At 68.5% G+C, this 26894-nt stretch carries 24 protein-coding genes; 17 read left to right on the top strand and 7 right to left on the bottom strand.

The window, feature by feature from the left end; genetic code table 11:
• The first annotated feature begins 3 nt into the window (after positions 1-3).
• The 11 genes from ACWEKS_RS04635 (at position 4) to ACWEKS_RS04585 (ending at position 9568) form a co-directional block, all read left to right on the top strand.
• A complete protein-coding gene (locus tag ACWEKS_RS04635) occupies positions 4-1032 on the top strand; it encodes an MlaD family protein (RefSeq protein ID WP_452338804.1) in 1029 nt (342 codons plus the stop codon).
• The gene (locus ACWEKS_RS04630; protein WP_452338803.1) at positions 1029-2036 is read left to right on the top strand and encodes an MCE family protein; all 1008 of its coding nucleotides are present in this window, start codon (positions 1029-1031) and stop codon (positions 2034-2036) included. The genes ACWEKS_RS04635 and ACWEKS_RS04630 overlap by 4 nt, the downstream gene beginning before the upstream one ends.
• A complete protein-coding gene (locus ACWEKS_RS04625) occupies positions 2036-3049 on the top strand; it encodes an MlaD family protein (protein WP_452338802.1) in 1014 nt (337 codons plus the stop codon). Before ACWEKS_RS04630 ends, ACWEKS_RS04625 begins: the two co-directional genes overlap by 1 nt.
• Positions 3050-3979, top strand: a complete 930-nt coding sequence (locus ACWEKS_RS04620) for an MCE family protein (RefSeq protein ID WP_452338801.1) — start codon at positions 3050-3052, stop codon at positions 3977-3979.
• Positions 3976-5001 (top strand): MlaD family protein, encoded by a 1026-nt coding sequence (locus ACWEKS_RS04615; RefSeq protein WP_452338800.1) that lies wholly within the window; start codon positions 3976-3978, stop codon positions 4999-5001. Before ACWEKS_RS04620 ends, ACWEKS_RS04615 begins: the two co-directional genes overlap by 4 nt.
• On the top strand, positions 5002-5952 hold the full coding sequence (locus ACWEKS_RS04610; protein ID WP_452338799.1) for an MlaD family protein: 951 nt from the start codon (positions 5002-5004) through the stop codon (positions 5950-5952).
• Between the two features lie 14 nt (positions 5953-5966).
• Positions 5967-6692 carry a hypothetical protein gene (locus tag ACWEKS_RS04605; RefSeq protein ID WP_452338798.1) on the top strand — a complete coding sequence of 242 codons (726 nt, stop codon included), beginning with the start codon at positions 5967-5969 and terminating at the stop codon, positions 6690-6692.
• On the top strand, positions 6632-7336 hold the full coding sequence (locus ACWEKS_RS04600) for a TetR/AcrR family transcriptional regulator (RefSeq protein ID WP_452339029.1): 705 nt from the start codon (positions 6632-6634) through the stop codon (positions 7334-7336). The genes ACWEKS_RS04605 and ACWEKS_RS04600 overlap by 61 nt, the downstream gene beginning before the upstream one ends.
• Positions 7333-7971: a TetR/AcrR family transcriptional regulator gene (locus ACWEKS_RS04595; protein WP_452338797.1), complete on the top strand. Its 639-nt coding sequence runs from the start codon at positions 7333-7335 to the stop codon at positions 7969-7971. The genes ACWEKS_RS04600 and ACWEKS_RS04595 overlap by 4 nt, the downstream gene beginning before the upstream one ends.
• 118 nt (positions 7972-8089) lie before the next feature.
• Positions 8090-8704, top strand: coding sequence for a methyltransferase domain-containing protein (locus ACWEKS_RS04590; RefSeq protein ID WP_452338796.1), 615 nt, complete (start codon positions 8090-8092; stop codon positions 8702-8704).
• Between the two features lie 111 nt (positions 8705-8815).
• Complete coding sequence (locus ACWEKS_RS04585) at positions 8816-9568, top strand: SDR family NAD(P)-dependent oxidoreductase (protein WP_452338795.1); 753 nt, start codon at positions 8816-8818, stop codon at positions 9566-9568.
• A gap of 102 nt (positions 9569-9670) precedes the next feature.
• On the opposite strand, the gene ACWEKS_RS04580 is transcribed toward ACWEKS_RS04585, so the two are convergent.
• Entirely contained in the window at positions 9671-11257 is a 1587-nt protein-coding gene (locus tag ACWEKS_RS04580; protein ID WP_452338794.1) for an ArnT family glycosyltransferase, read from the bottom strand.
• 265 nt (positions 11258-11522) lie between these two features.
• On the opposite strand from ACWEKS_RS04580, the gene ACWEKS_RS04575 reads away from it, so the two are divergent.
• The gene (locus tag ACWEKS_RS04575) at positions 11523-12536 is read left to right on the top strand and encodes a zinc-binding alcohol dehydrogenase family protein (RefSeq protein WP_452339028.1); all 1014 of its coding nucleotides are present in this window, start codon (positions 11523-11525) and stop codon (positions 12534-12536) included.
• Here the strand turns inward: ACWEKS_RS04575 and ACWEKS_RS04570 are convergent.
• Positions 12520-13377, bottom strand: coding sequence for a cyclopropane mycolic acid synthase family methyltransferase (locus ACWEKS_RS04570; RefSeq protein WP_379385373.1), 858 nt, complete (start codon positions 13375-13377; stop codon positions 12520-12522). The genes ACWEKS_RS04575 and ACWEKS_RS04570 overlap by 17 nt on opposite strands.
• A 221-nt stretch (positions 13378-13598) precedes the next feature.
• Between ACWEKS_RS04570 and ACWEKS_RS04565 the strand changes: the two genes are divergently transcribed.
• The gene (locus tag ACWEKS_RS04565) at positions 13599-14504 is read left to right on the top strand and encodes an expansin EXLX1 family cellulose-binding protein (protein ID WP_452338793.1); all 906 of its coding nucleotides are present in this window, start codon (positions 13599-13601) and stop codon (positions 14502-14504) included.
• 84 nt (positions 14505-14588) lie between these two features.
• Positions 14589-15512, top strand: a complete 924-nt coding sequence (locus tag ACWEKS_RS04560; protein WP_452338792.1) for an alpha/beta fold hydrolase — start codon at positions 14589-14591, stop codon at positions 15510-15512.
• Positions 15513-15528: 16 nt separating this feature from the next.
• Here the strand turns inward: ACWEKS_RS04560 and ACWEKS_RS04555 are convergent, their stop codons facing one another.
• Positions 15529-16929, bottom strand: a complete 1401-nt coding sequence (locus ACWEKS_RS04555) for a WS/DGAT/MGAT family O-acyltransferase (protein ID WP_452338791.1) — start codon at positions 16927-16929, stop codon at positions 15529-15531.
• Positions 16930-17197: 268 nt separating this feature from the next.
• On the opposite strand from ACWEKS_RS04555, the gene ACWEKS_RS04550 reads away from it, so the two are divergent.
• Complete coding sequence (locus ACWEKS_RS04550; protein ID WP_452338790.1) at positions 17198-17848, top strand: cutinase family protein; 651 nt, start codon at positions 17198-17200, stop codon at positions 17846-17848.
• Between the two features lie 209 nt (positions 17849-18057).
• Here ACWEKS_RS04550 and ACWEKS_RS04545 read toward each other — a convergent pair whose 3' ends face one another.
• A complete protein-coding gene (locus ACWEKS_RS04545) occupies positions 18058-20127 on the bottom strand; it encodes an SDR family oxidoreductase (protein ID WP_452338789.1) in 2070 nt (689 codons plus the stop codon).
• Between the two features lie 560 nt (positions 20128-20687).
• On the opposite strand from ACWEKS_RS04545, the gene ACWEKS_RS04540 reads away from it, so the two are divergent.
• Positions 20688-23417, top strand: a complete 2730-nt coding sequence (locus tag ACWEKS_RS04540; protein ID WP_452338788.1) for a LuxR C-terminal-related transcriptional regulator — start codon at positions 20688-20690, stop codon at positions 23415-23417.
• 267 nt (positions 23418-23684) lie between these two features.
• On the top strand, positions 23685-24281 hold the full coding sequence (locus ACWEKS_RS04535) for an alpha/beta fold hydrolase (RefSeq protein ID WP_452338787.1): 597 nt from the start codon (positions 23685-23687) through the stop codon (positions 24279-24281).
• A gap of 65 nt (positions 24282-24346) precedes the next feature.
• Here ACWEKS_RS04535 and ACWEKS_RS04530 read toward each other — a convergent pair whose 3' ends face one another.
• From ACWEKS_RS04530 to ACWEKS_RS04520, 3 genes are all read right to left on the bottom strand, one after another.
• Positions 24347-24604, bottom strand: coding sequence for a hypothetical protein (locus ACWEKS_RS04530; RefSeq protein ID WP_452338786.1), 258 nt, complete (start codon positions 24602-24604; stop codon positions 24347-24349).
• A gap of 417 nt (positions 24605-25021) precedes the next feature.
• Positions 25022-25936 carry an ADP-ribosylglycohydrolase family protein gene (locus ACWEKS_RS04525; RefSeq protein WP_452338785.1) on the bottom strand — a complete coding sequence of 305 codons (915 nt, stop codon included), beginning with the start codon at positions 25934-25936 and terminating at the stop codon, positions 25022-25024.
• A 116-nt stretch (positions 25937-26052) separates the two neighbouring features.
• Positions 26053-26894: DNA-directed RNA polymerase subunit beta (locus tag ACWEKS_RS04520; protein ID WP_452338784.1), on the bottom strand; the 842-nt coding region annotated here is incomplete at its 5' end.

The following is a 26894-nucleotide window of genomic DNA, read 5'->3' as shown; positions in this document are numbered from 1 at the left end:
AACATGGCCGTGTTCAAGGACTATTCCGGCCGTAGCGCCGGTCCCTGGATGCTGCGGGCGCGCGGCCTGGTGGTCGCCATCGTGCTCGTCACTGTGACGATTGTCGTGAGTTCCTATGCGCGGGGCGGTTTCTCGGACCGGTTCGAGGTCACCGTCGATGCCGCGACGCTGGGTGAGGGCCTGGCCCCGGGCGCGGAGGTGAAGTTCCGCGGCTACGCCATCGGCACCGTCGAGAAGGTCGAGACCGTCGGCTACGGGCATCAGCGCATCGATCTCGCGATCGAGCGCCGCCAGGCCGACGCCCTCACCGACGACGTCAGCGCACGCTTCACCTCGTCGAACGTATTCGGTTCCAGCGCCATCGAATTGGTGCCGGGCACCGACGGCAGGAAGCTGCGCGAGCACACGGTGCTGCAGATCGGGGCGAACGCCACCAATGCCACCGTGGCCGGGGTTTTCCGGCGCGCCGCGCGCCTCACCCAGGTGCTGGATTCGGCGGCGGTGCACCGGCTGTTCGACCTGCTGCTCGACAATGCCCCGAGCATGGGCCCGGTACTGCAGTCGTTCTTCGCGACCGCGAAGCTGCTGGCCGACGGTCAGCAGAACACCCTGGCCCACTACCTGCGCATCGGCGGGGACATGACCGGGGCGTTCCGGGACCTGACCCCCTCGGCCGGGCACGCCATCCTGGCCGTGCTCGAGCAGAGCGCCTACTTCGGCGATCCGGAGAACCAGGCGCGCACCAACAAGTCCACCAATGGCGTGAACGACGCGGTGCTGGTGGGGCTTTCGAATCTGCTGCAGCAGAACAACCCGGATCTGCAGAAGATCCTCGACAGCATTCTGGACCTGGCGGTGCCGATCAGTGTGTCGGTGGGGTCGGTGGCCCCGGCCTACAACCGGGTGCCGAATCTGCTGCAGGCCATGGACGGCGCCTTCCCGGTGGTGGACGGCCGGGTCCGGCTACAGCTCGAGCTGATTGCAAAAACTATGCCGTACCTGGCCGATTCGCTGGCGGGAGGGGCGAAATGAGCGACATCACCAAATCGGCCCTCAAGCTGACCGTCTTCCTGGTGGTCGTGGCCGCCTGCACCACCTTCATCGTGACGGCGCTGCGCACCCCGATTCCCGGTGACAAGGTCACCTACGATGCCGTGTTCACCGATGTCTCCGGGCTTTTCGCCGGTGACTCGGTGCGCATGTCCGGCGTCGCGGTCGGCAAGGTGGAGTCGGTGTCGCTGGACGGTACTCGGGCGCGGGTGCATTTCACGGTGGATCGGACGCGGCCGGTATACGACAACACCAAGGCCGCGGTCCGCTATCAGAACCTCATCGGACAGCGGTACGTCGAGCTGCTCACCGAGGGGCAGGGTGGAGCGAAACTGGCTGCCGGAGGCACGATTCCGGTGGAGCGGACGATCCCGAGCTTCGATGTGTCCAAGCTGTTCAACGGCTTCGAGCCGATGTTCGACACCTTGGATCCGGCGCAGCTCAACCAATTCGGCACCAACCTGCTGCGGGTCATCCAGGGCGACGGCTCGGGTATCGGGCCGGTGCTGGCGGATCTGGACACACTCACCAAGCACGCCCGCAACAGCGAGGCCGTGATCGTGCTGCTCATCCGGAATCTTGGGATGGTCGCCGATTCCCTCGGCGGCAAGTCCAAGGCGGTGGGCGATCTGGTGCAGCAGCTCTCGGGCATCCTGCACCAGTTCACGGCCAAGACCCGGACCATGCTGAGCGCCGTCGACACCGCGAAAGGCGTGCTGGTGCCGATGGTTCCGATCCTGGAGGAGGGTCGCGACGCCTACGACACCGGCTACGGACCGGTCGACGGGCTGTTGCGGCGGCTGGTGTCGCAGACCGATCAGCTCACCCAGATCCTCGCCCTCACGCCGCAATTGGTGACCGGACTGAACCAATCGGTGCCGGGTCAGGGCTACCAGCCGCGCATCACGTGCTCGCACGGTGAGGCCGCGCTCCCGGCCGTGGTCGGCGTCATCCTGTCCAACCAGAAACTGGTGGTGTGCAACTGATGAGAGCACTGATCGCCTATGCCGGCGAGCTGATTCGGGACGTACTCACCGGGCGCGGGGACCAGAACACCCAATTACGCTGGGGGATGGCCGGTGTCATGGTGTGCGTGATCGCGCTGGCCATCGCCGGGGCGCTGTATGTGATCCCGTTCGGGCAGCGCACCTACGTCGCCGACTTCAAGATCTCCGGTGGTGCGCGCTCGGGGGACGAGGTGCGGGTGGCCGGCATCAATGTCGGCAAGATCCGCGCCGTGGACCTGGTCGGCGACCACGTCGAGGTCAGCTTCACGGTGAATCACGAGGTGCGCGTGGGGGATCGGTCCGCGGTCGAGGTCAAGATGCTGACCCCGATCGGCGGCCACTACCTGGCGCTGTCTCCGGCCGGGGACAAGGAGCTCGCCGCGAAGCACATTCCGCCGGAGCGAACCGCCACCCCGTTCGAGCTGAGCGACATTCTCGACAAGGGCACCCCGATCTTCGGCAAGGTCGACGCCGCCACCATGCGCGGCACCATCGGGCAGCTGAATTCGGCGCTGGCGCAACAGCCCGACGCGCTGCGCGGGGTCATCGGCAATGCCAACGAGCTGACCGGGCTGCTCGCCGAGCGCACCGACCAGCTCAACAGCGCGCTCGAGGTGTCCGACGAGTACATCGGTGCCATTGCCGACGACAAGGCGCTGCTCGCGGATTTCGTGAAACAGCTGGGCGCCGTGGCCGACCAGCTGGGCAATCGCAAGGACGACATCGTGAGCATGTTCAATCTGCTCAAAAGGCTGCTGGTCATCCTGCACCGGCCGATCATGGCCTACGGCGACAGCATCGAGCCGTCGGTGACGCAATTCGAGCAGCTGGTCTCCAAGGTGACCGCGGACCCGGATCGGATCGACACCGTCATCAACGGGATGCGCGATGTCATCAACCGGCTCAACGGGATGCTGGGTACTCAGTTGAAAGTGGATCAGCCGGCCGCCGGAGTCCAGTTGTGCATTCCCTACGAAGGCAAGGCGTGCTGAATGAAATGGGGCAGAGCAGCACTCGCCGCCGGGGTCGCCGTCGCGGTGGTGGCCGCCGGGATGGCCGGGGTGTCGTGGGCGAATTCGAAACGCGATCCGAAACAGCGCGTGTGCGCGGAATTCACCGATACCGTCGGCCTCTACCAGGGCAATAGCGTGACCATGCTCGGCGTCGAGATCGGCACCGTCGCCAAGATCGAGGCCATGGGCGACCGCATGCGGGTCACCATGAGCGTCGATGATTCGGTGCAACTCCCGGCCGATATCCAGGCCGTCACCATGTCGAGTTCCATTGTGACGGACCGGCATGTGGAACTCACCAAGCCGTACACCGGCGGCACCCGATTCGACACCTCGCGATGCATTCCGCTGGAGCGGACCAGAACGCCGATCGGCATCAGCGAGGCGCTCGACGCCATGGGAAAGCTCGCCGGTGACCTGACCGGGGGCGGCGGTACCGGCGGCAAACCCGACACCTTGCTCGACGACACCCTCACCGCGGCGAACAATGCCATCGACGGCACCGGGCAGCAATGGAATCAATTGCTGCAGCGGCTGTCCGCGGTGATCGGCGATCCCACCCAGAAGGATGCCGTCTTCCGGCGGCTGGTCGACAATCTGGACCAGCTCACCACCATGTTCGTGACCAACTGGCCGGATATGGCGGAGGTGCTGAACAATCTGCGCGCCGGGCTCCAGCTGATCGGACAGTTCTCCGCCGAATTCTCCGGTGCGGTGGATATCGCGGTGGAGTTCCTCCCGGTGATCGCCCGCAATGTGGGCAAATACGATCAGCAGATCTTCGGCCTGCTGGATGCGGCACTGCCGCAGGCGCACACCTTCGTCCAGCAGCACGAGGGCGATATCACTTCGCTGCTGGCCGCCCTCCCGCCACTGGCCGCGCAACTCCCGCAAGTGGGTGCGAAATGAGGCGCGCACCGGTCCTGAGACGCACCGCGATCCGGCTGGCGCCGCTCATCACGGCGGCCACGCTGGTGCTGACCGGCTGCGGGGTGAAGGCCACCGACATCCCGATTCCGGGCACCTATCCCTCCGGCGACACCTACACCGTGCGAATCGAATTCGGCTCGGTGCTGAACCTGCCGGACCGCGCCAAGGTGATCGCCGACGGCGTCGAGGTCGGCATGCTCGATCACATCGATCTGATCGGCACCACCGCGGTGGCGACGGTGAAACTGCACACCGACGCCAAACTGCCGAAGAACACGACCGCGGAATTGCGGCAGTCCACGATTCTGGGCGATATCCACATCGCGCTGGAAGCGCCCCAGCACGCGGACACCTCGTTCCTCGCCAACGGTGATGTGATCCCGATGTCGCAGACCGTTCCCGCCACGAATGTGGAGGACATTCTGCGGGCACTGTCCAACATCATCACCGGTGGACGCTGGTCCGATATCCAGAAGCTGGTCACCGACGTGAACGCGGCGTTCCCGTCGGATCCGGCCGAGCTGGACCGGATCAATGCGGCGGGCCGTGCGGCGCTGCACGACATGGCCTCGCACACCGACGATCTGAATCGCATTCTCACCTCGGCCCAGCAGATCACCGCCAAACTGGAATCCGGCCGCGGGGCGGTGGACCAGATCCTCACGCTCGGGCCCGACCGGGCCGCCGGATTGTCGGATGTGCTGCTGGCGGTGGTCAACCTGATCATCAGCGGCGGCCCGCTGGCCAAGAACGCCGGCGACCTGCTGCTGCCGCACGTCGGCGACTTCCGCTCGATCGTGTCGATCCTCGCGCCGACCGCGGTCACGGCCGGATACGCCGACCTGACCCTGGCGGCCGACCTCGACACCTTCCACACCCTGCTGAAGGAGAAGATCATCCCCTTCCTCAGCGCCCCGGATGTGAAGGTGCAGCGGGTGTCCGCCGAGGTGCAGGCCGACCAGCTGATCACCACACTGCGCTCGATCGGGATGGTGCCCTAGATGAAACTCTCACTCTCCGGGCCGGTTTCGCTGGTCATGCTACTGGTGCTCACCCTGGTCTGCGGCAGCTACCTGGCCGTCGGCGTGCTGAATCTGGACCCGCGCCGCCGGCACAACACCGTCACCGTGCTGCTGGACAGCTCCGGCGGCCTGATGAAGACCTCCGAGGTGACGCTGCGCGGCCTGCCCATCGGCAAGGTCCGCGATATCGGCGCCACCGGCCGCGGATTGGCCGTCACCCTCGAATACGACTCGAAATACCGGATTCCCGTGGACAGCGTGGTGCAGATCGCCAACCTGTCGGCGGCGGGCGAGCAATTCCTCGACTTCCGGCCGAGCGGCACCCAGGGGCCGTTCCTGCACGACGGCAGTGTGGTGCCGAACCGGCAGGTCAAGATCGCGACCACGGTCGGTGACGCGCTCGCCGAGCTGGACGCGCTGACCGCGCAACTGGATCCGGCCAAGCTGCAGAACCTGGCCACCACGGTCGCCGCCGGCTTCGAGGGCCGCGACGCCGATGTCGCCAACCTGAGCAGGGCACTGGTCGGCACCGCGAACCTGGTGCGGGACAAGCGCGATGCCATCGCGCGGCTGTACGCGAACGTGCAGAACCTCGGCGACAAGTTCGACGGGCGCGCCCCCACTCTGAGTGCGGCCGCCGCGGACATCGACACCGCGCTGCCGGAGCTGCTGCACATCATCGCCGCGTTCCAGAACTACTCCTACATCGGCGAAAAGATCTACGACGATCCGATCGGGCCGCTGGTCACCAAGATCAATGACTGTCTGCAGCTGATCGGGCCCGACCTGAGCCATATCGCCACCGTCCTGAAACCCGCGACCAGCGCGATCAAACCGCTGCGCGTCGACGCCGGCTCGATCGTGGACCTGCTGTCCACGGTGTTCCCGGGCGACGGCGCCGCCCATGTGGCCATCGACATTCCTCGTTAGAGAGAAGGCAATTCGTGAGTGAGAACGAGAACACCGCGCACAACGACGAGACCGAGCAGACCAGCCCAACCGAGCAGACGGGAGCGACCGAGCAGACCGGCGCAACCGAGCAGACGGGAGCGACCGAGCAGACCGGCGCCGCCGAGCCGACCGGCGCGGCGGAACCGATCTCGATTCCGGTCCCAGCGCCCTCGAAAGCCGTGCCCGCCAAGAGCTTCGGCGAACGCGCCTACCCGGTGGTGACCGTCGCCGCCGCCGTGCTCGCGGTGGTGGCCGTGGTCCTCGGCGTGCTCTGGCACAACGCCTCCGGCGACTATCACGCGCTGAAGAACGGCCGGGCCGACCGCGACCGCGCCGCGCAGGTGGCCAAGGAATACACCCTGCGCTCGCTCACCTACGACTACCGCAACCTGCCCGCCTTCTTCGACGGCGTGGAGCGCGGCACCTCGGATGCGTTGCGCGACAGGTACACCCAGGTGCACGACACCCTGGCCAAGATCATGACCGACGCCCAGGTGGTGGCGACCGGCGATGTGGTCGGCAGCTCGGTGGAGGCCAAGGGCAACGACCAGTACACCGTCACCGTCTACGCCACCCAGAAGACCCAGAACGTGCAGCAGACCGACCCGGCGACCGTGCCGAACCTGCTGGTGCTGACCGTGGCCAAGAGCGGCGGCGACTGGAAGGTCACCGATTACGGCCCCAAGGACCTCGGCCAGAAGGGCGGGGCCGCGAAATAGCCTCGCGACGCATCGGGCGGCCGCCGCAGCCCGAACTCCCGTCGCGGCGTCGCCGGCAGATCATCGAGGCCGCCTTCGAGGTCTTCACCGCCAACGGCTACGAGGCCACCACCATCTCCGAGGTGGCCGCCCGGGCCGGTATCGGACAGGGCACCGTCTACCGCTACTTCGGCAGCAAGCGCGAAATCCTCGACCACGTCATCGATCTCGGCATCGAGAAGGTGACCGACGCCATGGAACTCGACACCGTCCTCGGCGCCGCGGGCGAGGTCGGCGAGCTGGTCACGGCGGTGCGAGCGGCCCTCGACCGGCTCTGGGGCCTGCTCGAACGGGAGCCGCAGGTGCTGCGGCTGCTGGTGGTGGAGGCCGGGGCCATCGATCCGGAGCTGGCGCACCGGCTGCTCGGGCTGGAGGCGCTGACCGCCTCGCTCATTGCGGGGGAACTGACACGCGGCAGGGAGGAAGGATGGATTCGTCCCGATATCGACCCGGACGTGCTGGGGCACACCATCCTCACCATGGTCGGGCCGTGGATCATGCGGGAACTGCTGGGCGCGGGCAATCCGGGCATCCGGGAGCGCAGCATGACCGCGGTGATCGACGTCCTCGACAAGACCCTGCGCCCCCGGAGCGCCCCGCCGTGACAGCCGGCCGGGCAGAGCGCGGCCGTCACCCGCGCGCCGCTCAGCGCCGGGCCGAATTGGTCGGCGCCGCCTACGAATTGGTGATCACGCGTGGCTTCCGCGGCATCGGTGTGGACGACATCGCCACGGCCGCCGGGGTCAGCCACGGCACCTTCTACAACTACTTCGCCAACAAGCGCGACATTCTCGACGCCGTCATCGACCACTGCTTCACCCTCATTCGCACCCGCCTGCTGGGGCCCGAGGGGGACGACATCCCCGCTACCCTCGACGCCTTCTGCGCGCGCTACGCCCGCGTCGTCGACCGCTGCTACGACCTGGTCGAGACCGAACGCGGGCTGGTGAATTTCTTTCTGCTGGAAGCCTCTTCGATCGACGATCGAGTCCTGGACCGCTGCCTGCACCATGCTCGCGCCTATGGGGCGCAATCGGTGGACGTCGTGCGGCGCGGGATCGCCCACGGGTACCTGGATCCGTCGCTCGATCCGGAGATCGCGGGGGAGGTCCTGCTCTCGATCCTGGTCTCGGCGCTGCTGGCGGCCCTACGCGCCGGATCCGACGGCCTCACCCAGGACCGTGTTCGCAACCAACTGGTCTCCTTCCTCCGGATTGCACTCGCCGGCGACCCGGAATGACCTCACTCGCGCGGCTGCCCAGGGCCGTCCGCGGACGGTGCTATGTTCGCCGGGTGGGGAGGAGATCAACCGTGGGCGTCGAGGTGACCGGGCTACACCACGATCCGGAGCGGGTGGCGTGAAGGCCCGGCTCGAGCGGGTGGCCCGCGAGCGGGCGGCGCGCATCGCCGAGCGGATCGCACCGTATCTGCCCCCGGCCGGGCGGGTGCTCGATGTCGGCTCCGGGACCGGCCACAATGCGGACCTGCTGCGCAAGATCACCGGGCTCGTCGTGATCGAAACCGATGTCGTGGACATGCATGTCGTGGGGCACGGGCCGGTGCTGTGCGCGGACGGCGTGCTGCCGTTTCCCCGTGACGCCTTCGAGACAGCGCTGGTCCTGCACGTCCTGCAGTTCCCCGCCGATCCCGCGGCCGTGCTCGGTGACACGGCCCGGGTGGCGTCGCGCGTGATCGTGCTCCAGTCCACCAGCGACGGCCGGCTGGGCCGCGCGTCGCTGGTGGTGCGCGGATTCTTCTTCGGCCGCTTGGCCTTTCAACTCTCCCGGCTGGTCGGCTGTGTGGATTCCGGCATGGCGGCCGGTATCGCCCTCCAGGTACGGCGCGTGCTGTCCCGCGACGATGTCCGGGCCGCAGCGCGGGCGGCCGGGTTACGGGAGATCGCCTTCGACCCGGATCGCTGGCCGGCGCCCTTCGGCGGGCGCGACCTGTTCGTCTTCGACCGGGCACGATGAGGCTGTCGGTCCTCGCTGCCGGCCTGAGCTACTGCTGCCGGCTGAGCTACTTTGGAGGCCGCTCGAGCGGGTGGCGGTCTCGTCGCTGCCCGGGGATGGAATGGAGACGGTATGGCGGGCAATGGTGCCGGGCGGTTCGAGGGCCGGGTCGCGGTGGTGACCGGGGCATCCTCCGGGTTGGGGCGGGCCGTGGCGCAATCGCTGCGTGACGGCGGGGCTCGGGTGTTCGGGGTGGGGCGCGACGAGGCACGGTTGCAGGCGGCACTCGAAGGGGGCGAAACAGGCTGGCTGGCAGCGGATCTCACTGATCCGGGCGCGTCCGCAACGGTGGTGCGGGCGTGTACGGAGCGATTCGGCGGGATCGACATTCTGGTCAATGCGGCAGGGGCGCACACCATGCGGCACACTGCCGAGGTCAGTGACGAGGAGTGGCAGTACGACCTGGCCGTCAACCTCAGTGCGCCGTTCTTCCTCTCCCGTGCCGCGCTCCCGCAGCTGCTCGAGCGCGGCGGCTGCATCGTCAACGTCGCCTCGATCGCCGGCCTCGAGGGCCAGGCCTACTCGGCCGGCTACTGCGCCGCCAAACATGGCCTCATCGGGCTCACCCGGGCCATGGCCCTCGAATTCGACAGCAGCGCAATCCGGATCAATGCCGTCTGCCCGGGCGGCATGACCACGCCCCTCCTGGAGAACTTCACGTTCCCCACGGACCCCGACTACACCCTCATCATGAAAACCGCGTCCGCTCGCGGTCTCATGGACCCGGCCCAGGTGTCCAACGTCATCACCTTCCTCTGCTCCGAGGAAGCCTCCGCGGTCCACGGCGCCATCTACACCGTGGACAACGGCAAGATGTCCCTCTGACCCCACCCCGCGACCGCGGAATCAGCCGCCGCGAGCCGTCCGGCGGCGAAACGAGTACGGCCGCGGCGGGTGACGCCGCGGCCGCACACCGGCTCGGGTAGCTCAGATTCCGCTGGGGAAGGTGAGGGTCATCAGGCCCGGCCAGACCCCGGACCAGGGTTGCAGGGGATCGTGGCAGACGTAGACGGTGACCAGGCGTTCCAGGCCGGGGAGGCCGTTGGGGTCGTCGAGGCGGGTGACCTGGGTGGTGGAGGCGAACTTGGCGAGGAATTCTTTGTCGCCCACGCCGTCCACGGAGAGGTAGACGATGGTGCGGGCCGAGTCCGGCGGCGGGCCGAAGTAGCCGAAGCCGCGGTTGGGGCTGTAGACCGGCGGCATGTTGTAGGCGCGGCCGAATTCCTCCAGGGCGCTGGCCTGCACGTACGCGGTCGCGACCACCGCGGCGTCGCGGCGCTCGGATTCGGGCAGTCCGGCGACCGCGTCGGCGACCGCCTTGGTGAAGGTTTCGTAGCCGGCCGGGCCGGTCAGCGACTCGCGCTGCCAGTACTGGGCCTGGTCGGTGATCGGGCGATCGATCCCGGTGAAGTCCCGGGCCCACGCCCAGCTGTACGGCACCGGGATCGCGCACATCCACGCCGTGAACAGGACGGCCGACAGCACCGCCACGGCGTTCACCGCCTTGCGCACCTGACGCCGCGCCTCGACCGTGCTCAGCGCGAACGCGCCCGCGCCGATCAGGGCCGGCCAGAAGCCCGCGACGTAGTACGAGCGGCCGTTCTCGACGAGGACGATCACCAGCAGCCCCACGCCCGCGATCAGGGCGAAACGGTAGGGCCGCAACGACTCCAGCCGCACCAGGCCCCACAGGCCCAGGATGCTCAGCAGGCCGCCGAGCAGGCCGCACTGGACGGCGATCTCCACCGCGCAGACCAGCGGTCCGGTGTGGGCGGCGTACTGCTCCTGGGCGATGATCGCGGTCATCTTGGATTCCACCCAGTCGTGATCCATCTGCCACAGGATGCCGGGAATCATCGAGACCGTGAGGATCAGCGTGCCGACGTACAGCGCCGGGCGGCGCAGCAACTCGCGCGGTCCGGCGATCAGCACGCCCAGACCCAGCAGCGCCCACACACCCGGCATCATCCACTTCGCCTGGAACGCCACCGCCGCTATCAGGCCGGCGACGATCAGCAGCCAGTCCTGCCGAGTCCGCACCCAGCGAATCAGCAGCCAGACGATGGCCGCCTGCAGGGGAATGTCGAAGGTCAGCGTGATCAGCTGCATCTGGTTGAACGCCAGCGGCGAGACCGCGTAGGCCGCCGCGGCGAGCACCTGATACCGCGCCCCCGCCCCCAGCTCCCGCGCGGTAGCGGCCGCCACCACCGCCGCGGCCGCCATCAGCAACAGCGCCGGAATCCGCAGCGCCAGTACCGAACCCGGCGCGATCACATCCATGAGGTGCGCGACGAACGGCGCCAGCGGCCCCTGGTCCGGATAGGCCCAGGCCAGCCGCCGACCGGCCGCCAGGAAGTACAGCTCATCGCCGAAGTAATTGACCCGTGCCGCGGGTACGCCGAGCACAATGGCGAAGCCCAGAGACACGGCGAGCACGCCGCGCCAGGCGAACGGCACCGGATCGGCTGCCGCTTCGGCGGCGTCCACCTCGGGCGCCGCGTCGATCGTTGACATCCATCCCTCCCGGACCACGAAAAAACGCCCGGCAACACCGAATTTTCGGCGAGGCCGGGCGTCGATCAGGCTGCAGAATAACTGGTTTCCGCCGGTTTGGTCGCCCCATTCTTTTCCGGGGCTTGCCCGGGCGCTACCGGTCGCGCACGATGCCCACGCCGAAACCCCGAATCAACCTCTGATGGCGGCCCTCGCGACGCCCTGGAACCAGGGCGGTTTCTCCCGGCCGCGAGCCCGGCGGGAGGAGACTGGGGGAATGGCGACGATGAGAGCGTGGCGGGTCGAGCGACCGGGCCCCGTCGATGAGCGGCCGGTGATCTTCGAACAGATGTCCGTACCCGAACCCGCCGCCGGGGAGTTGCTCGTTCGGGTGCTGGCATGCGGGGTGTGCCGGACCGATCTGCACGTCGCCGAGGGGGATCTACCGGTGCATCGGCCCGGGGTGGTCCCCGGACACGAGGTTGTTGGTGAGGTCGTGCAGGCGGGGGAGGGGGTGGACGGTGAGATCCGGGTGGGCGATCGGGTCGGGATCGCCTGGCTGCGGCACACGTGCGGAGTGTGCAGGTTCTGCCGAAGGGGCGAGGAGAACCTGTGCCCCGAGTCGCGCTACACCGGCTGGGACGCCGACGGCGGCTACGCCGAATTCGCTACCGTACCAGCGGATTACGCGCTGCCCCTGCCCGGCGGATACACCGATGCCGAGCTCGCACCGCTACTGTGTGCGGGCATCATCGGGTATCGGGCGTTGCGACGGGCGGCGCTGCCGCAGGGTGGACGTCTCGGTATCTACGGGTTCGGCGGGAGCGCCCATCTGGCGGCGCAGGTGGCGCTGGCGCAGGGCGCGGAAGTCCATGTGATGACCCGCGACAAGGAGGCCCGGGAGCTTGCGCTGGAGCTGGGCGCGGCCTCGGCGCAGGGTGCCGCCGACGCACCCCCCGAGCCACTCGATTCGGCGATTCTCTTTGCACCCGTGGGTGATCTGGTGCTGCCCGCCCTGGCGGCGCTGGATCGTGGCGGGGTGCTGTCGATCGCCGGAATCCACCTCAGCGACATTCCGCCGCTGAATTACCAGCGGCATCTGTTCCAGGAGCGGGAGATTCGATCCGTCACCGCCAATACCCGCCAGGACGCCAGGGATTTCCTCGCCTTCGCGGGCGGCCATCGCCTCGAGGTGACCGTCCATCCCTACCCGCTCGCGGCCGCCGATCAGGCTCTCCGGGATCTGGCCCACGGGCGATTCGCGGGCGCAGCGGTCCTGGTGCCTACTTCTGGAGGGTGAACTGCACGACGTCCAGGTGGCCCGCCCGGAAATAGTGCGCACTCCCGGTCAGGTACCGGATATACCGCTGGTAGACCTCCTCGGAGGTGATCCGGACCGCCTCGTCGTGATGCGACTCCAGCGCCGCCGCCCACAGGTCGAGGGTCTTGGCGTAGTGCGGCCGCAGCGACTGGATCCGCGAGGTCCGGAAGCCCACGGCCTCCGCCTCCCGCGGGACCGTATCGGGTTGCGGCAGTTGGCCTCCGGGGAAGATCTCCCGCTTGACGAAGATGTGGAACAGCGCATCCTCGCGGGTGACCGGGATCTCGGCGGACCGCAGCTCGGCCAGGGTGCGCCCGATGATGGTGTGCAGCAGCATGCGTCCGTCCGGCGGCAGCATCCGATGGCACCGGGTGAAGAATTCCGCGTACCGCTCCTTGCGGAAGTGCTCGAAGGCCCCGATGCTGACGATCCGATCGGCGGTGCCCTCGAATTCCTCCCAACCCTGCAGCCGCACTTCGGCTTCGGAGATGCCGAGTTCCCGCAGCCGCGTCTGGACCGACTCGAATTGATTGCGGCTCAGGGTCAGTCCGATCACCCGTACCCCGTAGGTCAGCACCGCCCGGATCATGGTCGACCCCCACCCGCAGCCGACGTCGAGCAGTGTCATCCCGGGCTCGAGTCCCAGCTTGCCCAGGGCCAGATCGATCTTGGCCAGTTGGGCCTCCTCCAGGTTCATGCCCGCGCGGTCGAAGTAGGCGCAGCTGTAGGTCATGGTCGGGTCGAGGAACAGCGCGTAGAAGGCGTCCGACAGGTCGTAGTGGGACTGCACCTGCCGGTAGAAGGGCGCGAGCTGGGCCATGGCGGCGGTCTCCTGAGGCGAGCGGGCATCCGGAGATGCGGGATACCCGGACATACGAAGCGCCGTGGCCTCCGGTTCTAACCCCAGGACACGCCGACAACACGCCGCCGTTTTCCTTCCGACTTTCCGATTCGAGCCCGGCGAAACGGCGTCGGCTGCTTTCCTGAGGTGAAGTGCAGCATCGCGTCAGCAAACACAATACGGAGGGTTGGGGACCGGCCATGCACCGCACCGGACACGAAGAGGTCCATTCTGGCAGGCCATGGTTGTGGACGATTCTGGTGGGAGCGGTGGTGGTGGGACTGGCCACGTGGTGGATGAGACCGCAGTCCCTCAGCTGTAGTACGGCCTCACCCGCCACAACCGTCCTCACGCTTCCCGCGGCTGCTGCACTGAGTTCGGTTACTCCACAGCAGATTCACATCGAGGAGTCGGAACCGGCCCCGGAACCGGGCGAGGCCCGGTTCTACGCCTTCGATCAGGGCGTAGCGGCGTGCTCGCTGCCCGGTCTGCCGCTGGACGGCTACTACGTCGGGGTCCCGACCGGTCAGTACGACGGTTCCGCCCCCTGCGGCTCCTACGTCGATATCGACGGCCCGCTCGGCAGCGTCCGCGCCCTGGTCGTGGACCGCTGCCCCGGTTGCGGCCCGGACCAATACGATTTGAGCCGTTCGGCTTTCGAGGTCATCGCCGAGGCCACCGACGGTGTCGCGCCGATCCGGATCAGCCAGGTGCGCGACCCTGATCCGGCGCCCGAGCTCTTCTACCGCGTGCAGCCGAGCTCCTCGCCCAGCTGGATCGGAATCCTGTTCTCCGGCACCGGAAATCCCATCCGTCAGGTCGCACTGCGCTCCGCCTCGGGCCGTGACTACCGGCCCCTGCGGCGCGGCAACGACAACTACTGGAGCCTCTCCGGTCTTGGTCCGGGCCCCTTCACGGCCGAGGTGATCGATATCTACGGTCACGCCGCCTTCGTTTCGGACGTCACCCTGGAGCCGGGGCAGGTGCGCCACACCGGAATTCGCCTCTACGAGATCCCCGCCGACCCGCCCGTCACCCCGCCCCCGCCGGCCGCTCCGGTGGTCGTGACCACGGTCGTCGCTGTCCCGGACGCCTGCGAGCCGTAACCCGCAGGTCCGTCCCCGGTGTGGCATCATAAAGTGGAACGTGTTCCATTTCGACCGCCGAGGCGGTGTGCCGGGAGGCCTTCGATGACGAACCCCAGCTCGGACCTGACCACGCCCGCCGCCGCGCCCCGCCGTGGCCGGCGGCTCTCGCCGCGCATCTCCCGGCTGACCGAGGTGCCGCAGGGCGCGATGGTGGAGCTGCCCGGCCGCGGCTCGACCTACGTGGTGGACCTGCCGGGTCCGGCCGCGGATTCGCCGACAGTGCTGCTGCTGCACGGCATGGTCACCACCGCCATGCTCAACTGGTTCCCGTGCCTGCGCGAACTCAACGAGCGCTACCGCGTGGTCCTGTTCGATCAGCGCTGGCACGGTCACGGAATCCGTTCCGAGCGTTTCGATCTCGACGATCTCGCCGATGACGTCGTCGCCGTCGCCGATGCGGTGGGCGTCGAACGCCCCATTCTCGCAGGCTATTCCATGGGTGGCGTGGTCGCCCAGCTGACCGCGCACCGGCACCCGGATCGCGTGGGCGGGCTGGTACTGGCCGCCACCACCTACAGGTTCCAGGAGAAGTGGCGCGAGCGGGCCTTCCACCGCGGCTGGTCGGCCACCGCCACGCTGTTCTCCGAATGGTCCTTCCGCCGCGCCGAACTGCGCCGCGACAAACTGCCCACGCTGCCCGAATCCTCGTGGCCGGTGGGCCGGATGGATCGCTGGGCCATGACGGAACTGCGGGCCACCAGCGGTTGGGCGCTCGCACAGGCGCTCGCGGTGCTGGGGCGTTTCGATGCGTCGGACTGGCTGCCGACGCTGAAAGTGCCGACGGCGGTGGTGATCACCACGCGGGATAGGGCGCTGCCCGTCTTCCGTCAGCTGGAGATGGCGAAGGCGATTCCGGGAGCGGAGATCTTCCTCGTCAAGGCCGGTCACGCGGCCTGCGCACTCGAGGCGGACGTCTTTGTCCCGGTGTTCCTCGAGGCCGTTCAATCGGTGGTGGATCGGGTGTAGCGAATTCGGGCCGGGCTCAGGCCTTTTCGCGCGCGGCCTTGAGCAGCGCGGTGATCACCTCGGGGACGGCGTCGGCGATGGTGCCCACATCCGGCACCAGTTCCCTGCAGGCGATGAATCCGAAGTCCAGGTGCCCGTTGTTGGAGATCACGGTGGCGGTGAGTCCCGCGCCGTGGAACACCGGCCCGAACGGGTACATCGACGCCACCCGGACCCCCAGGAAGTACATGGGGAAATTGGGCCCGGGCACATTCGACACCACCAGGTTGTGCACCACCGGGTGGTGCTCGGCCAGCTTGAGCGACGAGTACGCTCGGGCGGCCAGCTGGAAGGTGTTGGGCGGCGCGTACTTCGCCCAGTCCTGGAGGAAGTCGGCGCCGATCAGATTGTGTTCCTCCTTGGCTCCGCGATTGTCCTCGGCGATGGCCAGCACCCGCGCCACCGGATCCTCGATCTCGGTGTAGAGCCGCGCGAAGATGGTCGACACCTTGTTGGTGCCCTCCTCGTGGCGTGAGGTCTCGTGCGTGGACACCGGAACCGAGGCCATGAGCGAGGTTTCGGGCAGTTCGTCGTGCACCTCGAGGTAGCTGCGCAGCGCGCCGCCGACCACCGCCAGTACCACGTCGTTGACCTTCACCCCGAAGGCGGTCTTTATCTCCTTGATATCCGACAGCTCGGTCTGCACGAAGGAGATGGCGCGATGCTGGGTGATTGCCCGATTGAACGGCGTGCGCGGCGCGGTGAAGGGCAAGGGCATGCCGCGGCTTCCGTTGCCGCGCCGCCGCTGCACCAGACCGCCCAGAATGCCAACGGTCTTGGGCACCATGCCGACCATCCCGAGCCGGCCCGGGAGCTTCAGCAGCGCCTCCCCGGCCAGCTGCAGATCATTGGGTTCCGTTTCGGCCGGGCCGATCTCGGCGGGCGGGGTGTAGGACACTCCCGGCTGCATATCGCACAGGTGCATCATCATGTTGGTGCCGGTGATGCCGTCCACGATGGCGTGGTGATACTTCGAGATGACCGCCACCTTGCCGTGCGGCAGGCCCTCGACCACCCACATCTCCCACAGCGGCCGGCCCCGGTCGAGGGGGCGTCCGGCGATGTCGGCGGCGAGTTCGGCCAGTCCCCGGTCCCCGGCCCCGGCGGGCAGCGCGAGCCGGCGCACGTGGTAGTCCAGGTCGAAGTTCGAATCCCGCACCCAGACCGGATGATCGAGGTTCAGCGGCACCGCGTGCAGCCGCCGGGTCATGGCCGGGATGAGGTGTAGCCGTCGCCCGAGTTCGGCCTTGAAGGCCTCGTGCTGGTAGCTCACCCCGTCGGCGGCGGGATCGAGTATCAGCATTGCGCAGACGTGCAGGAGTTGGGTGTCTGTTTCGAGATAGAGGAAGCTCGCATCGAGCCCGGTAAGTCGTTCCATACCAACACACTATGAGAACTAGTTCCATTTTGCGCGTGGTTCGCGGTGTGGTCCGGATCCCGTCCGTGGCCGATTCGTAGCCCCGAAGTAGCACGTAGATAACAAGTTTCATGATGAAACGTTTGGGTACCAATCAGGTGTCTCTCCAGTGGAATTCATTGCCGCCCTCCTGGACCATTCTTACCTTGGGTCACATGGCCCGGTGATCGGTCTCTAGTCAATGACAAGAGTCACTGGGCTTCTCACAACGACGTGAGAGGTGAGAACAATGGGCGACCGGAAGGTATTACTGCCCGGAAAGTGGCGTACGGCTTGGGGTCTCGCGATCATGCTGACGATCGCGACCGTGTTCGTTCCACCATCGAGGGCCCACGCGGACGCGGGATGCGCCGCGGTGGACGTCGTAGTGGCAAGGGGCACAGGCGAACCCGGGTGGCTCGGCGACGAGATCGGCGATCCGCTCTACGGCATGCTGCAGGATCGGTTGCCCGTTTCGACGAGTTCGTATCGCGTGAACTACCCCGCCGACTACTCGTTCACCGTGGGCGCGGGAAGCGCGGATCTGGTGGGACACTTGACTGCTGCGGCCGCCGCCTGCCCGGGCCAGGAGTTCGTCCTGGTCGGCTACTCGCAGGGCGCGGCGGTCGTGCACGCGGCACTGGGCACCGGCGTGGTGTCCTGGTATCCGGGCCGGGTGCAGCTGCCGGGCTACCTCGGCGAGCGCGTCGTCGCGGTGCTGCTGTTCGGTGACCCCATGCGTGGCCTGGGCTGGAATGTGCCCGGCGCATACCAGTTCCGCACCGGGGACTGGTGCACCGGCGGCGATCCCATCTGCGGCTCCGGCATCGACGCCAACGCGCACGTTGCCTACGGCAGCGATCTGGTGGACGCGGCGAACTTCGCCGCGGACCGCATCTGACCCCGGGGAGGGGAAAGGGCCCGGCTCCCGGGCGGTCTCGTGGACTTGCTGACGAGACCCCGGAGCGGGGTCCGGGTATCCGCGGTTCGGGGGGCGTCAGGTGTCACGGCACTTGGGGCCTCGCCCACCACCGGACCGCGGATACCGAACAACGGCCGGCCCGGTGTGCTGTTCCACACCGGGCCGAACCGTGTTGGCGGACGGGCTGTTTACCAGTGCAGGCCCGGAATGCGGTTGGTGATGCGCGCGGCCGGGGCGGGCAGGCCCATGAGCGGCTGCACGATCGGGGCCAGCGCGAGCAGCGGGCTGCGCGATTCCGGCTTCTCCGTGGCGGTTTCGGCGTCCACCGTGGCGGTTTCGGCGTTCACCGGGGCGACCGGTGCGGGCTTGCGCGCCGCCTTGGACTCGCCGAACATCCGGAAGCCCTGGTGCAGGATGGCGCGCTTGACCGAGGGCATGACCGTGTCGACGACCTGGGCGAAGGTGCCGATGGGGGTGTCGATCCGGCTGGGCCGGTGCTCGAGCGCGCGCACCACGATGTCGGCCGCCTGATCCGGGCTGTGCACCGGGATGGACTTGTACAGGTCGGTCGGCGCGATCATGGCGGTGCGCACCAGCGGCATGCGCACCGAGGTGAACGTGATTCCGGCGTCGGCGTTCTCGACCGCCGCGATCTCGCTGAAGTTGTCCAGCGCCGACTTGCTGGCCACGTATGCCGCGAAGCGCGGCACCTTGGTCTGCACCGCGATCGAGGAGATGTTCACGAAGTGCCCGAAGCGGCGCTCCCGCATGGACGGCAGCAGCGCCAGGATGAGCCGCACCGCGCCGAAGTAGTTGACAGCCATGGTCCGTTCGAAGTCGTGCATGCGATCGGTGGAGTTGACCACCGAGCGGCGGATCGAGCGGCCCGCGTTGTTCACCACGTAGTCGACGTGCCCGTGATCGGCCAGCACCTGCTTGACCAGCAGCTCCACCGACTTCTCGTCGGTGATGTCGCAGACGTACGCCTGCGCCGCACCGCTTTGCGCGCGCACCTCGGCGGCCGTGGCGTTCAGGTCCTCCTCGGTGCGCGCGACCATGAGCACGGTCGCGCCGCGCTTGGCCACCGCGTGCGCGGTCGCCAGGCCGATGCCGCTGGACGCGCCGGTGATGAGCACGATGCGGCCCGCGAGGCGATCGCCCTCGATGCGGCGGGCGCGATCGGGATCCAGGTTGGCGCGCCAGTACTTCCACAGGGCGGCGGCATAGTCCTCGAACGCCGGCACCTCGATGCCGCTGCCACGCAGCTGCGCCCGGGTGGATTCGGAGACGAAGGTCGACTCGAAGGATGTGTGCGGGGCCACCTCGGCGGGAATGCCGAAGCGCTCCAGCAGGAAGTCCCGCACCGCGGGCACGCCCGGCAGCCCGCCGAGGGCGTGGAGCGCGGTGTGCGAGCCGGGCACGGTGCCGATGGCGGTCGGCGCGCCGGCGGCGCGGGCGAGCGCGTTGTAGATCTCGGTGAACGGCTGCGGTTCGGGGTTGGTGAGGTGGAAGGTGCGGCCGATGAGCCCGGGCTTGCCGATCAGCTCGACCATGGCGTCGACCACGTAGTCCACCGGCACGATATTGGTGGCGCCCAGGTCGGGGATCGGCATGGGCAGCTCCGAGGGCAGTGCCGCCAGCCCCGCGATGGCGGGGAAGAAGTAGTACGGCCCGTCGATCTTGTCCATCTCGCCGGTGCGGGAGTCGCCGGCCACGATGGCCGGGCGGTAGACCCGCCAGCGCAGGCCCGCGGCCTCGCGGACCATCTTCTCGGCCTCGAACTTGGTGCGGTGATAGGGAGAGTGCAGGCCCTGGCCGAGGTCGAAATCGTCCTCGAAGAACTTGCCCTTGTGATCGCCCGCGACCGCGACCGACGAGACGTGATGCAGCACCGCGCCGAGTTCCAGGGCCAGATCGATGACCGAGCGGGTGCCCTGCACATTGGCCGCGTAGGTGACCTCGGCGTCGGCGGTCATGTCGTAGACCGCGCCGAGGTGGATGATGTGATCGGCCCGGGGGGCCTCCGAGAAGCGGCTGCCGGCGCCCTCCGGCAGGCCCAGTCCCGGCGCGGCCAGGTCTCCGACCAGCGGGAACACCCGATCCTCGGCGCCCCAGCCCGCCGCCAGCTCGCGCAGTTTGGCCACCGAGGCCTCACGCGTCAGTGCGTGGACCACGGCCTCCGGGTCGCGCTCCAGCAGCGCGGCGACAACGCGCCGGCCCAGGAATCCGGTTCCGCCCGTGACGATGTAGGAAACCATCGTCCCCTCCTTAAAGTACGAACCTGTTGGTATCCAACGGTGTTCGTCCGACATGCGTCGGTGGATGCGGACGGTATGCGATTGGCCCCCTAGCAGAATGTTGGGCCGAGGTAGGAACACCTTCGTTCCTAACTAGTGAGTAACTTTACGGATTCCAGGTTGGGCGTTCAACCGGAATCGTTGTTTCGGCGCTGTGGGGATGGTCACCTCGAAGCTATTCGAGTTGATATGTGTAACAAAGGGTTTGATGTAACTTATCGGCCCCATGGCAATTCGCAGGCAACTGGTCAAATGTCCTGAGCGTGCGCTCACTTGTTGGATCTCTGGGGGTTTGCCCGGTCAGCGCCCGGTTCCGGCGGTAGGAATTGCCCGCCTCTGCCGCTTCACCCGCCGAACCATCGCCGCCCAGCCCGCCGTGCAATTCGCCGGCCGCACCCGGCTCGCACCTGCGCCCACTGAGTGGGCGGATCCGGCGGGTATTCCCCGAAATGCGCGGGGCCTGGAATGCCGCGTAGTCAGAATGATCGGGACGATGTGGTGCGGTGGGAGAGTGGTGGCGGATGTTGGTCGGTCGGGCGGTCGATATCGAGGTGATCTCCGCATTCGTCACTGGCGTTCCGGGCGATGACACCGCGCTGGTGCTCAGCGGCGAGGCCGGGGTCGGCAAGACCGCGCTGCTGGACGCGGCCGCCGAGATCGCGGCCTGGCACGGGACCCGGGTGCTGCGTGCGGCCGCCCTGGAATTCGAGGCGGGCCTGCGGTTCGGCGGCTTGAACCAACTACTGCAACCGATGGCCGGATACGTCGATCGGCTCGAGGCATCGCACCGGGATGCCATGCGCGTGATCATGGGGCTGGAGCCGGGGAGCCTGCCCACGACCCTGCTCGCCGGCGCGGCAACCCTTGCGCTGCTGCGGGTCTGGGCCGGAGTCGAGGGCGGTCCGGTGCTGCTGGTGATCGACGACGTGCAATGGCTGGACCTGGCCAGCACCATGGTGCTGATCTATGCTCTGCGCCGCCTCGGAGACACCGATATCCGGCTGCTGGCGGCGGTGCGCTCCGATGCCGGTGATGCGTTCACGCGCAGCGGGTTTCGGATCCGGGAGGTCGAGCCGCTGGACGATCACAGCGCCGAGGAGCTGCTGGAATCGGAGTTCCCCGCCCTCCCGGCCACGGTGCGGCGCCGGCTGCGCACCGATGCCCGGGGCAATCCGCTGGCCCTGCTGGAGTTGCCCATCGCCCTCGAAAATCGCAGTGCCACAGGGTGTTTGCCGGAGGTGCTGCCGTTGACCCGGCGCCTGCAGCGCGTGTTCGCCGCCCGGATCGAGGCCTTGCCGCCGGAGACCCGGCGCGCGCTGCTGGTCGTCGTGCTCGGGGGCGCGGACCAGGGTATGAGCCTCGCCGACGGCATCGCGCTCCCGCAGGGTGCGGGGGATCTGGCGGCGGCCGAGCGGGCGGGAATCGTGCGGGCGAATCCGCGGACCGGCCGCCTCGAATTCCGGCATCCGCTGATCCGGTCGGCCGTGGTGGAGCTGTCGACGAGCGGCGAACGCCGGGCCGTGCACCGCACCCTCGCCGACGCCTTCGCGGACTCGCCGCAGCGCGCGGCCTGGCACCTCGGCCAGGCCGCGACCGGCCCCGATGAGGATGTGGCCGGCCTGCTCGAGGCGGTCGCCCAGCGCATGTTGCACGACGGCGACAGTGTGCGGGCCACCGCGACCATGCTGCGCGCGGCGGAACTGAGCCCGGCCGCGGGCGACCGGGCCCGCCGGACCGCGCGGGCGGCCTACCTGGGCTCCCTCGTCACCGGCGATCTCTCCGACACCGGCCGCCTGCTACGTGGCGCCCGCGAATCCGCGACCGGCGGTCATTCGCTAGAGGCGGCGCTCGCCGCGGCCTTCCAACTGCTCAACAGCGAGGGTGATGTGGCGACCGCGAGCCGGCTGCTGCTGGCCGCGCTGCGCACTGCAGACGACACACCCGGCGACCCGGACACCGTGGTGGAGGCCCTGCACACCCTGCTGTACATCGGCTTCTACAGCGGCCGCCAGGAGCTGTGGCCCGAGATCCGGGCCGCGCTCGACCGCGCGCTGCCGGACCCGGCCGATGCCCTGTCACTGCTCGGCGGGCCGTTCGTCGATCCCGCGCACGCCGGGGCCAAGGCCCTGACGGATCTCGATGCGGCCCTGGACCAGCTGCGGTTCTCCGCCGATCCGGTGCACATCGTGCGCGTCGCGACCGCCGGTGCGTATCTGGATCGGGCCGGACGGGTCCGGGAACCGCTGCAACGGGTGATCGACGACGGCCGCGACGGCGGCGCGGTGGCGCGGGCCATCGACGCGTTGTTCCTGCTCGGGAACGACGACTTCTTCAGTGGCGCTTGGGATCACCTGATCGAGGTCACCGCGGAGGGGCTGCGGCTGTGCGCCCAGCTCGGCTATCTCACCACCGCCGGGCCCGGGAAGTTCCTGCGCGGCCTGGTCGCGGCCGCCCGCGGGGAGGTCGCGACCCTCGAACAGCTCAGCGAGCAGCTGCTCATGTGGGCGGCTCCGCGCAACCTGCTGGCGCTGGCCCACTACGCCTCCCATATCCGCTGCATGCACGCCCTCGCCACCTCGGCCTTCACCGATGCCTACCGGCACGCCGCCTCGATCAACCCGCCCGGCGCCTTCCTGCCGCACACACCCCACGCCCTGTGGCTGGTGCTCGACCTGACCGAAGCCGCGGCCCGCAGCGGACGCGTGGACGAGGCGCGGGCGCATGCGGGTGCGGCGAAAGCGGCCGGGCTGGACGAGCTTTCGCCACGACTGGCGATGATCACCACCGCCGCGCTGGCGGTCGCGCATCCCGAGGACGGCGGCGCGCTGTTCGAACAGGCACTGGCCACCCCCGGCGCCGAGCGGTGGGTGTTCGATCGTGCGCGCATCGAACTCCTTTACGGCGAGCAGCTCCGCCGCGACCGCGCCGCCGTCGCGGCCAGGACGCATCTCGACACGGCCGCGAGGATTTTCGCCGAACTCGGCGCCGAACCGTGGTGGCAGCGCACCCGCGCCGAGCTCAGCGCCGCCCGCGCGAATTCCACCGCGGGCGGACCGAATTCGCTGACCGCGCGCGAGCTGGCCGTCGCCGAACTCGCCGCCGCCGGGCTGACCAACAAGCAGATCGGCGAGCAGCTGTTCCTGTCCTCCAGAACGGTCTCCACCCACCTCCAGCGCGTCTTCCACAAACTCGGGATCACCCGCCGCGGTGCGCTGCGCGATGCGCTGCAACGCCATACGGACGTCATCTGACGGATTCCGGGCGCTCGCCCAGTTCCACGCCTCCTTCGCCGGTGACCTGTCCGCTGCCGACGCCGCCTTCACGGCCGATTCCCCGTGGGGTCTGGAGCGCTCGGCGCTGAGTCCCGACCGGCCGTAGTCGCCGAGATCATCCGCGCCGTAGCGCAATAGCGGGGCACCGGCGCCCGCTCGGCACGGCGGCGGGGGCCTTGCCAGTCGAATGCCAGTGTCGTCGTGCAGGCTCGATGGTCGGAACGACAACGAGAGGACTATTGAGCAGTGAGCACCATCGTGGTCTCGCACGGACTGCAAGCCCGGGCGGACAGCGTCTGGTTTCCCCCCTTCCGTGGCGAGCTGACCGGCCGGGGGCATCAGGTCGTCATCCCCAACCTGCCGAATTCGGATGCGCCGCAGCGTGATCCGTGGCGCGAGGCCTTGGCGGAGGCCGCCGCCGCGAGCCGGCCCGAGGACACCGTGCTGGTCGGCCACAGCATCGGCGCGGTCAATGTGCTGCGCGTGCTCGAGGCGCACGATCCGGCCGCGGGGGTCTTCGCCGGTGTCGTCCTGGTCTCGGCCTCGGTCCACGAGGTCGGCTACGACCTGCTCGCCGGCTTCTTCGCGGGTGACTTCGACTGGATGCGAATCCGCGCCGCCGCCAAGCAGTTCCGGGTGCTCCAGGCCATCGACGACCCGGTCAACGCGCCCGACCCGCTCGAGCACGTGGGCGTTCTGGTCCGCGAGCTCGGCGCGGTCGCCACCGTCCTCCCCGACGGCGGTCATCTCGGGGCCTACCCGGAAGACCACATCGAATTGCCCGAGGCGGTCCGTCTCGTCGAGGAATGTCTTGCCGCGCCCCGGGTGGTCGCCGCCGGCTAGCGCCCGTCAGCGGCGCCCGGCGCCGCAGGCCGATCCCCGGAACCCGTGTGCCGCGGGCGCGAACGTCACTCGTCCACGCAGCGGACGTCGCCGTCCACGGTCTGATCGACGACCGTGAACGGCGGGCACCGCCGCACATTGCCCCACTCACCCGCGATGCACGAGTCGTACTCGTGCGGGTCCTCGGTGGGAACCCGGGTACCGCTGTGGCACCCCTCCGTCACCGGTGCCGCCCCGGCCGAGCCCGTGCCCACGGCCACGATGGGAGCACTCAATGCGAGACCGGTGACAACAATCCCGACTGCCACTCGACGGCGATCCATCAACCCTCCTGATCTCCAGAACTGCCGGGGAACCCTTCGAACCGCACCCACGGGCGGTCCCCAGCATTTGATCGATACGGCGAGCAACGACCGCCCGCCACGAAACCACGATCAAGTATGACGATCGGTCTACCGCAGAGGGAATCCGACAAGCATCACACTTGCCGCGACCGGGGACTCGTCCCCGCGCCGGCATGAGCCCGGTCACACCGCGCCCGCCGGCGACTTCCGGATCGACGAACGCTCCCTGCGCCGGTCGGTGTGATCCGGATCTGCGGGCCTGTTCCCGACCGCTTGCACGCTGCTCCGCGAGAGGGCAGGGGCGATCTCCCCGGCCGCACGGTGGCCGGAATCGGCGGCGCCGTCGATGTAGCCGGCCCGGTGGGTGATGGTCTCGGATCCTGTGCCGCCCGACGTTTACCGTGCGGGTGTCGTCACCCAGGAGGGCAGGGGTTCTCGCGCCGACAGCCATTCGCGGGGCACCCCGCACAGGTCGCCGTCGGTGCCGATTCCGGTGTGGGCGGCGACGATTCCGCCGACGATCGCGGCCGTGGTGTCGGCGTCGCCGCCCGCTTCGACGCACGCGGTGATCGCGGCCGGGTAGTCCCGGAGGAAGGTTGCGGCGGTCCAGAGTGTGAACGGCACTGTGTCGTGGGCGGTGACCTGTGCGCCGTTGCCGAGGTCGTACGCCGCCTCGGCAACCGATCGGCCCAGCAGCTTCCGCGCCCGGCGCACCCCGTCGGCGGTACGCCCGTCCACCAGATACGGCTCGACAGCGTCGAGCAATTCGTATGGCGCACAGTGTTTTCCGCGTGTTGCCGCCGCGTGGCTCGCCGCGACGGCGACGGCCATCGCGCCGATGATCGCTTCCGGGTGCCGATGCGTCACCTCGGCCGAGAACGCGGCCTGCGCCGCCACCCGGTCCAGTTCCCCGGGGAACGCCGCCCCGAGCGGGGCTACCCGCATCGCCGCGCCATTGCCCCAGGACCCGCGCCCCTCGAACAGCGCGCCCGCCGCCTCGGCCCAGGGCCGGCCATCGCGAATCTGGTGCAGCAGAGCGACGGTACCGCCGCTGTAGCCCCGATAGGGCTCACACCGATCGGCGAACGCCGCCGCCAGCGCATCGCGGTCGATTCGGCCCCGCGCCCGGATCTCGTCGAACACTGTGCAGGCCATTTCGGTGTCATCGGTCCATTCCCACGGCGGGGCCGGTGGCCGACCGGCGATCAATTCGGGCACCGAACGCCCGGGCACGAAGAACTGCGCCCCCAACGCATCCCCGACGGACAGCCCTTCGAGACTGTCCCGGGCACTATTCGAATGAAAATACATACGGCGGACATCCTGCCAACCGCTTTGAGCCGTCGCAATATTGAGCCGTCACAATGCTGGAACCAGCGCGTGTGCCGCGTCCCGGGGAGCCGGGGCGCGGCACACGGCCGGGTGGATCAGCTGGTCAGGTCGGTGATGGCGGCGGATTCGTTGTGGGTGAGGGTGATTCCGAGATTGGTCGCCGCGCGGTCGAAGTCGTCGTCGGGTTGCTGGAGTTCGACGGCGGCGCCGGCGGAGAGGACTTCGACATTGAGGCAGAGGGATTGGAGTTCTTTGAGCAGGACCTTGAAGGATTCGGGGACGCCCGGTTCGGGGATGTTCTCGCCCTTGACGATCGCCTCGTACACCTTCACCCGGCCGACCACGTCGTCCGACTTGATGGTGAGGAGTTCCTGCAGGGTGTAGGCCGCGCCGTACGCCTGCATGGCCCAGCACTCCATCTCGCCGAAGCGCTGACCACCGAACTGCGCCTTACCACCGAGGGGCTGCTGGGTGATCATCGAGTACGGACCGGTCGAACGCGCGTGGATCTTGTCGTCGACCAGGTGGTGGAGTTTGAGGATGTACATGTAGCCGACGGCGATGGGATAGGGGAACGGCTCGCCGGTGCGGCCGTCGAAGAGGGTGGCCTTGCCGTCCTCGCCGACCATGACCTCCCCGTCGCGGTTGGGCAGGGTCGAACCGAGCAAACCGGTCAGCTCCTCGGTGCGGGCGCCGTCGAAGACCGGGGTGGCGAGGTTGGTATCCGGTTGTGCGGACAGCAGTTCCGCGGGCAGACGCTGCGCCCAGTCGGGGCGAATGCCGTCGGTGAGCCGAATGTTCCAGCCCGCCTTGCCGATCCACCCGAGATGGGTTTCGAGGATCTGGCCGATGTTCATACGACGCGGCACACCGTGGGTGTTCAGGATGATGTCGACCGGCGTGCCGTCGGGCAGGAACGGCATGTCCTCCTGCGGGA

It is taken from the genome of Nocardia sp. NPDC004711 (assembly GCF_053601595.1).
Note: the sequence above shows the minus strand (reverse complement) of the source record. Positions and strands in the feature narration are given on the sequence as shown.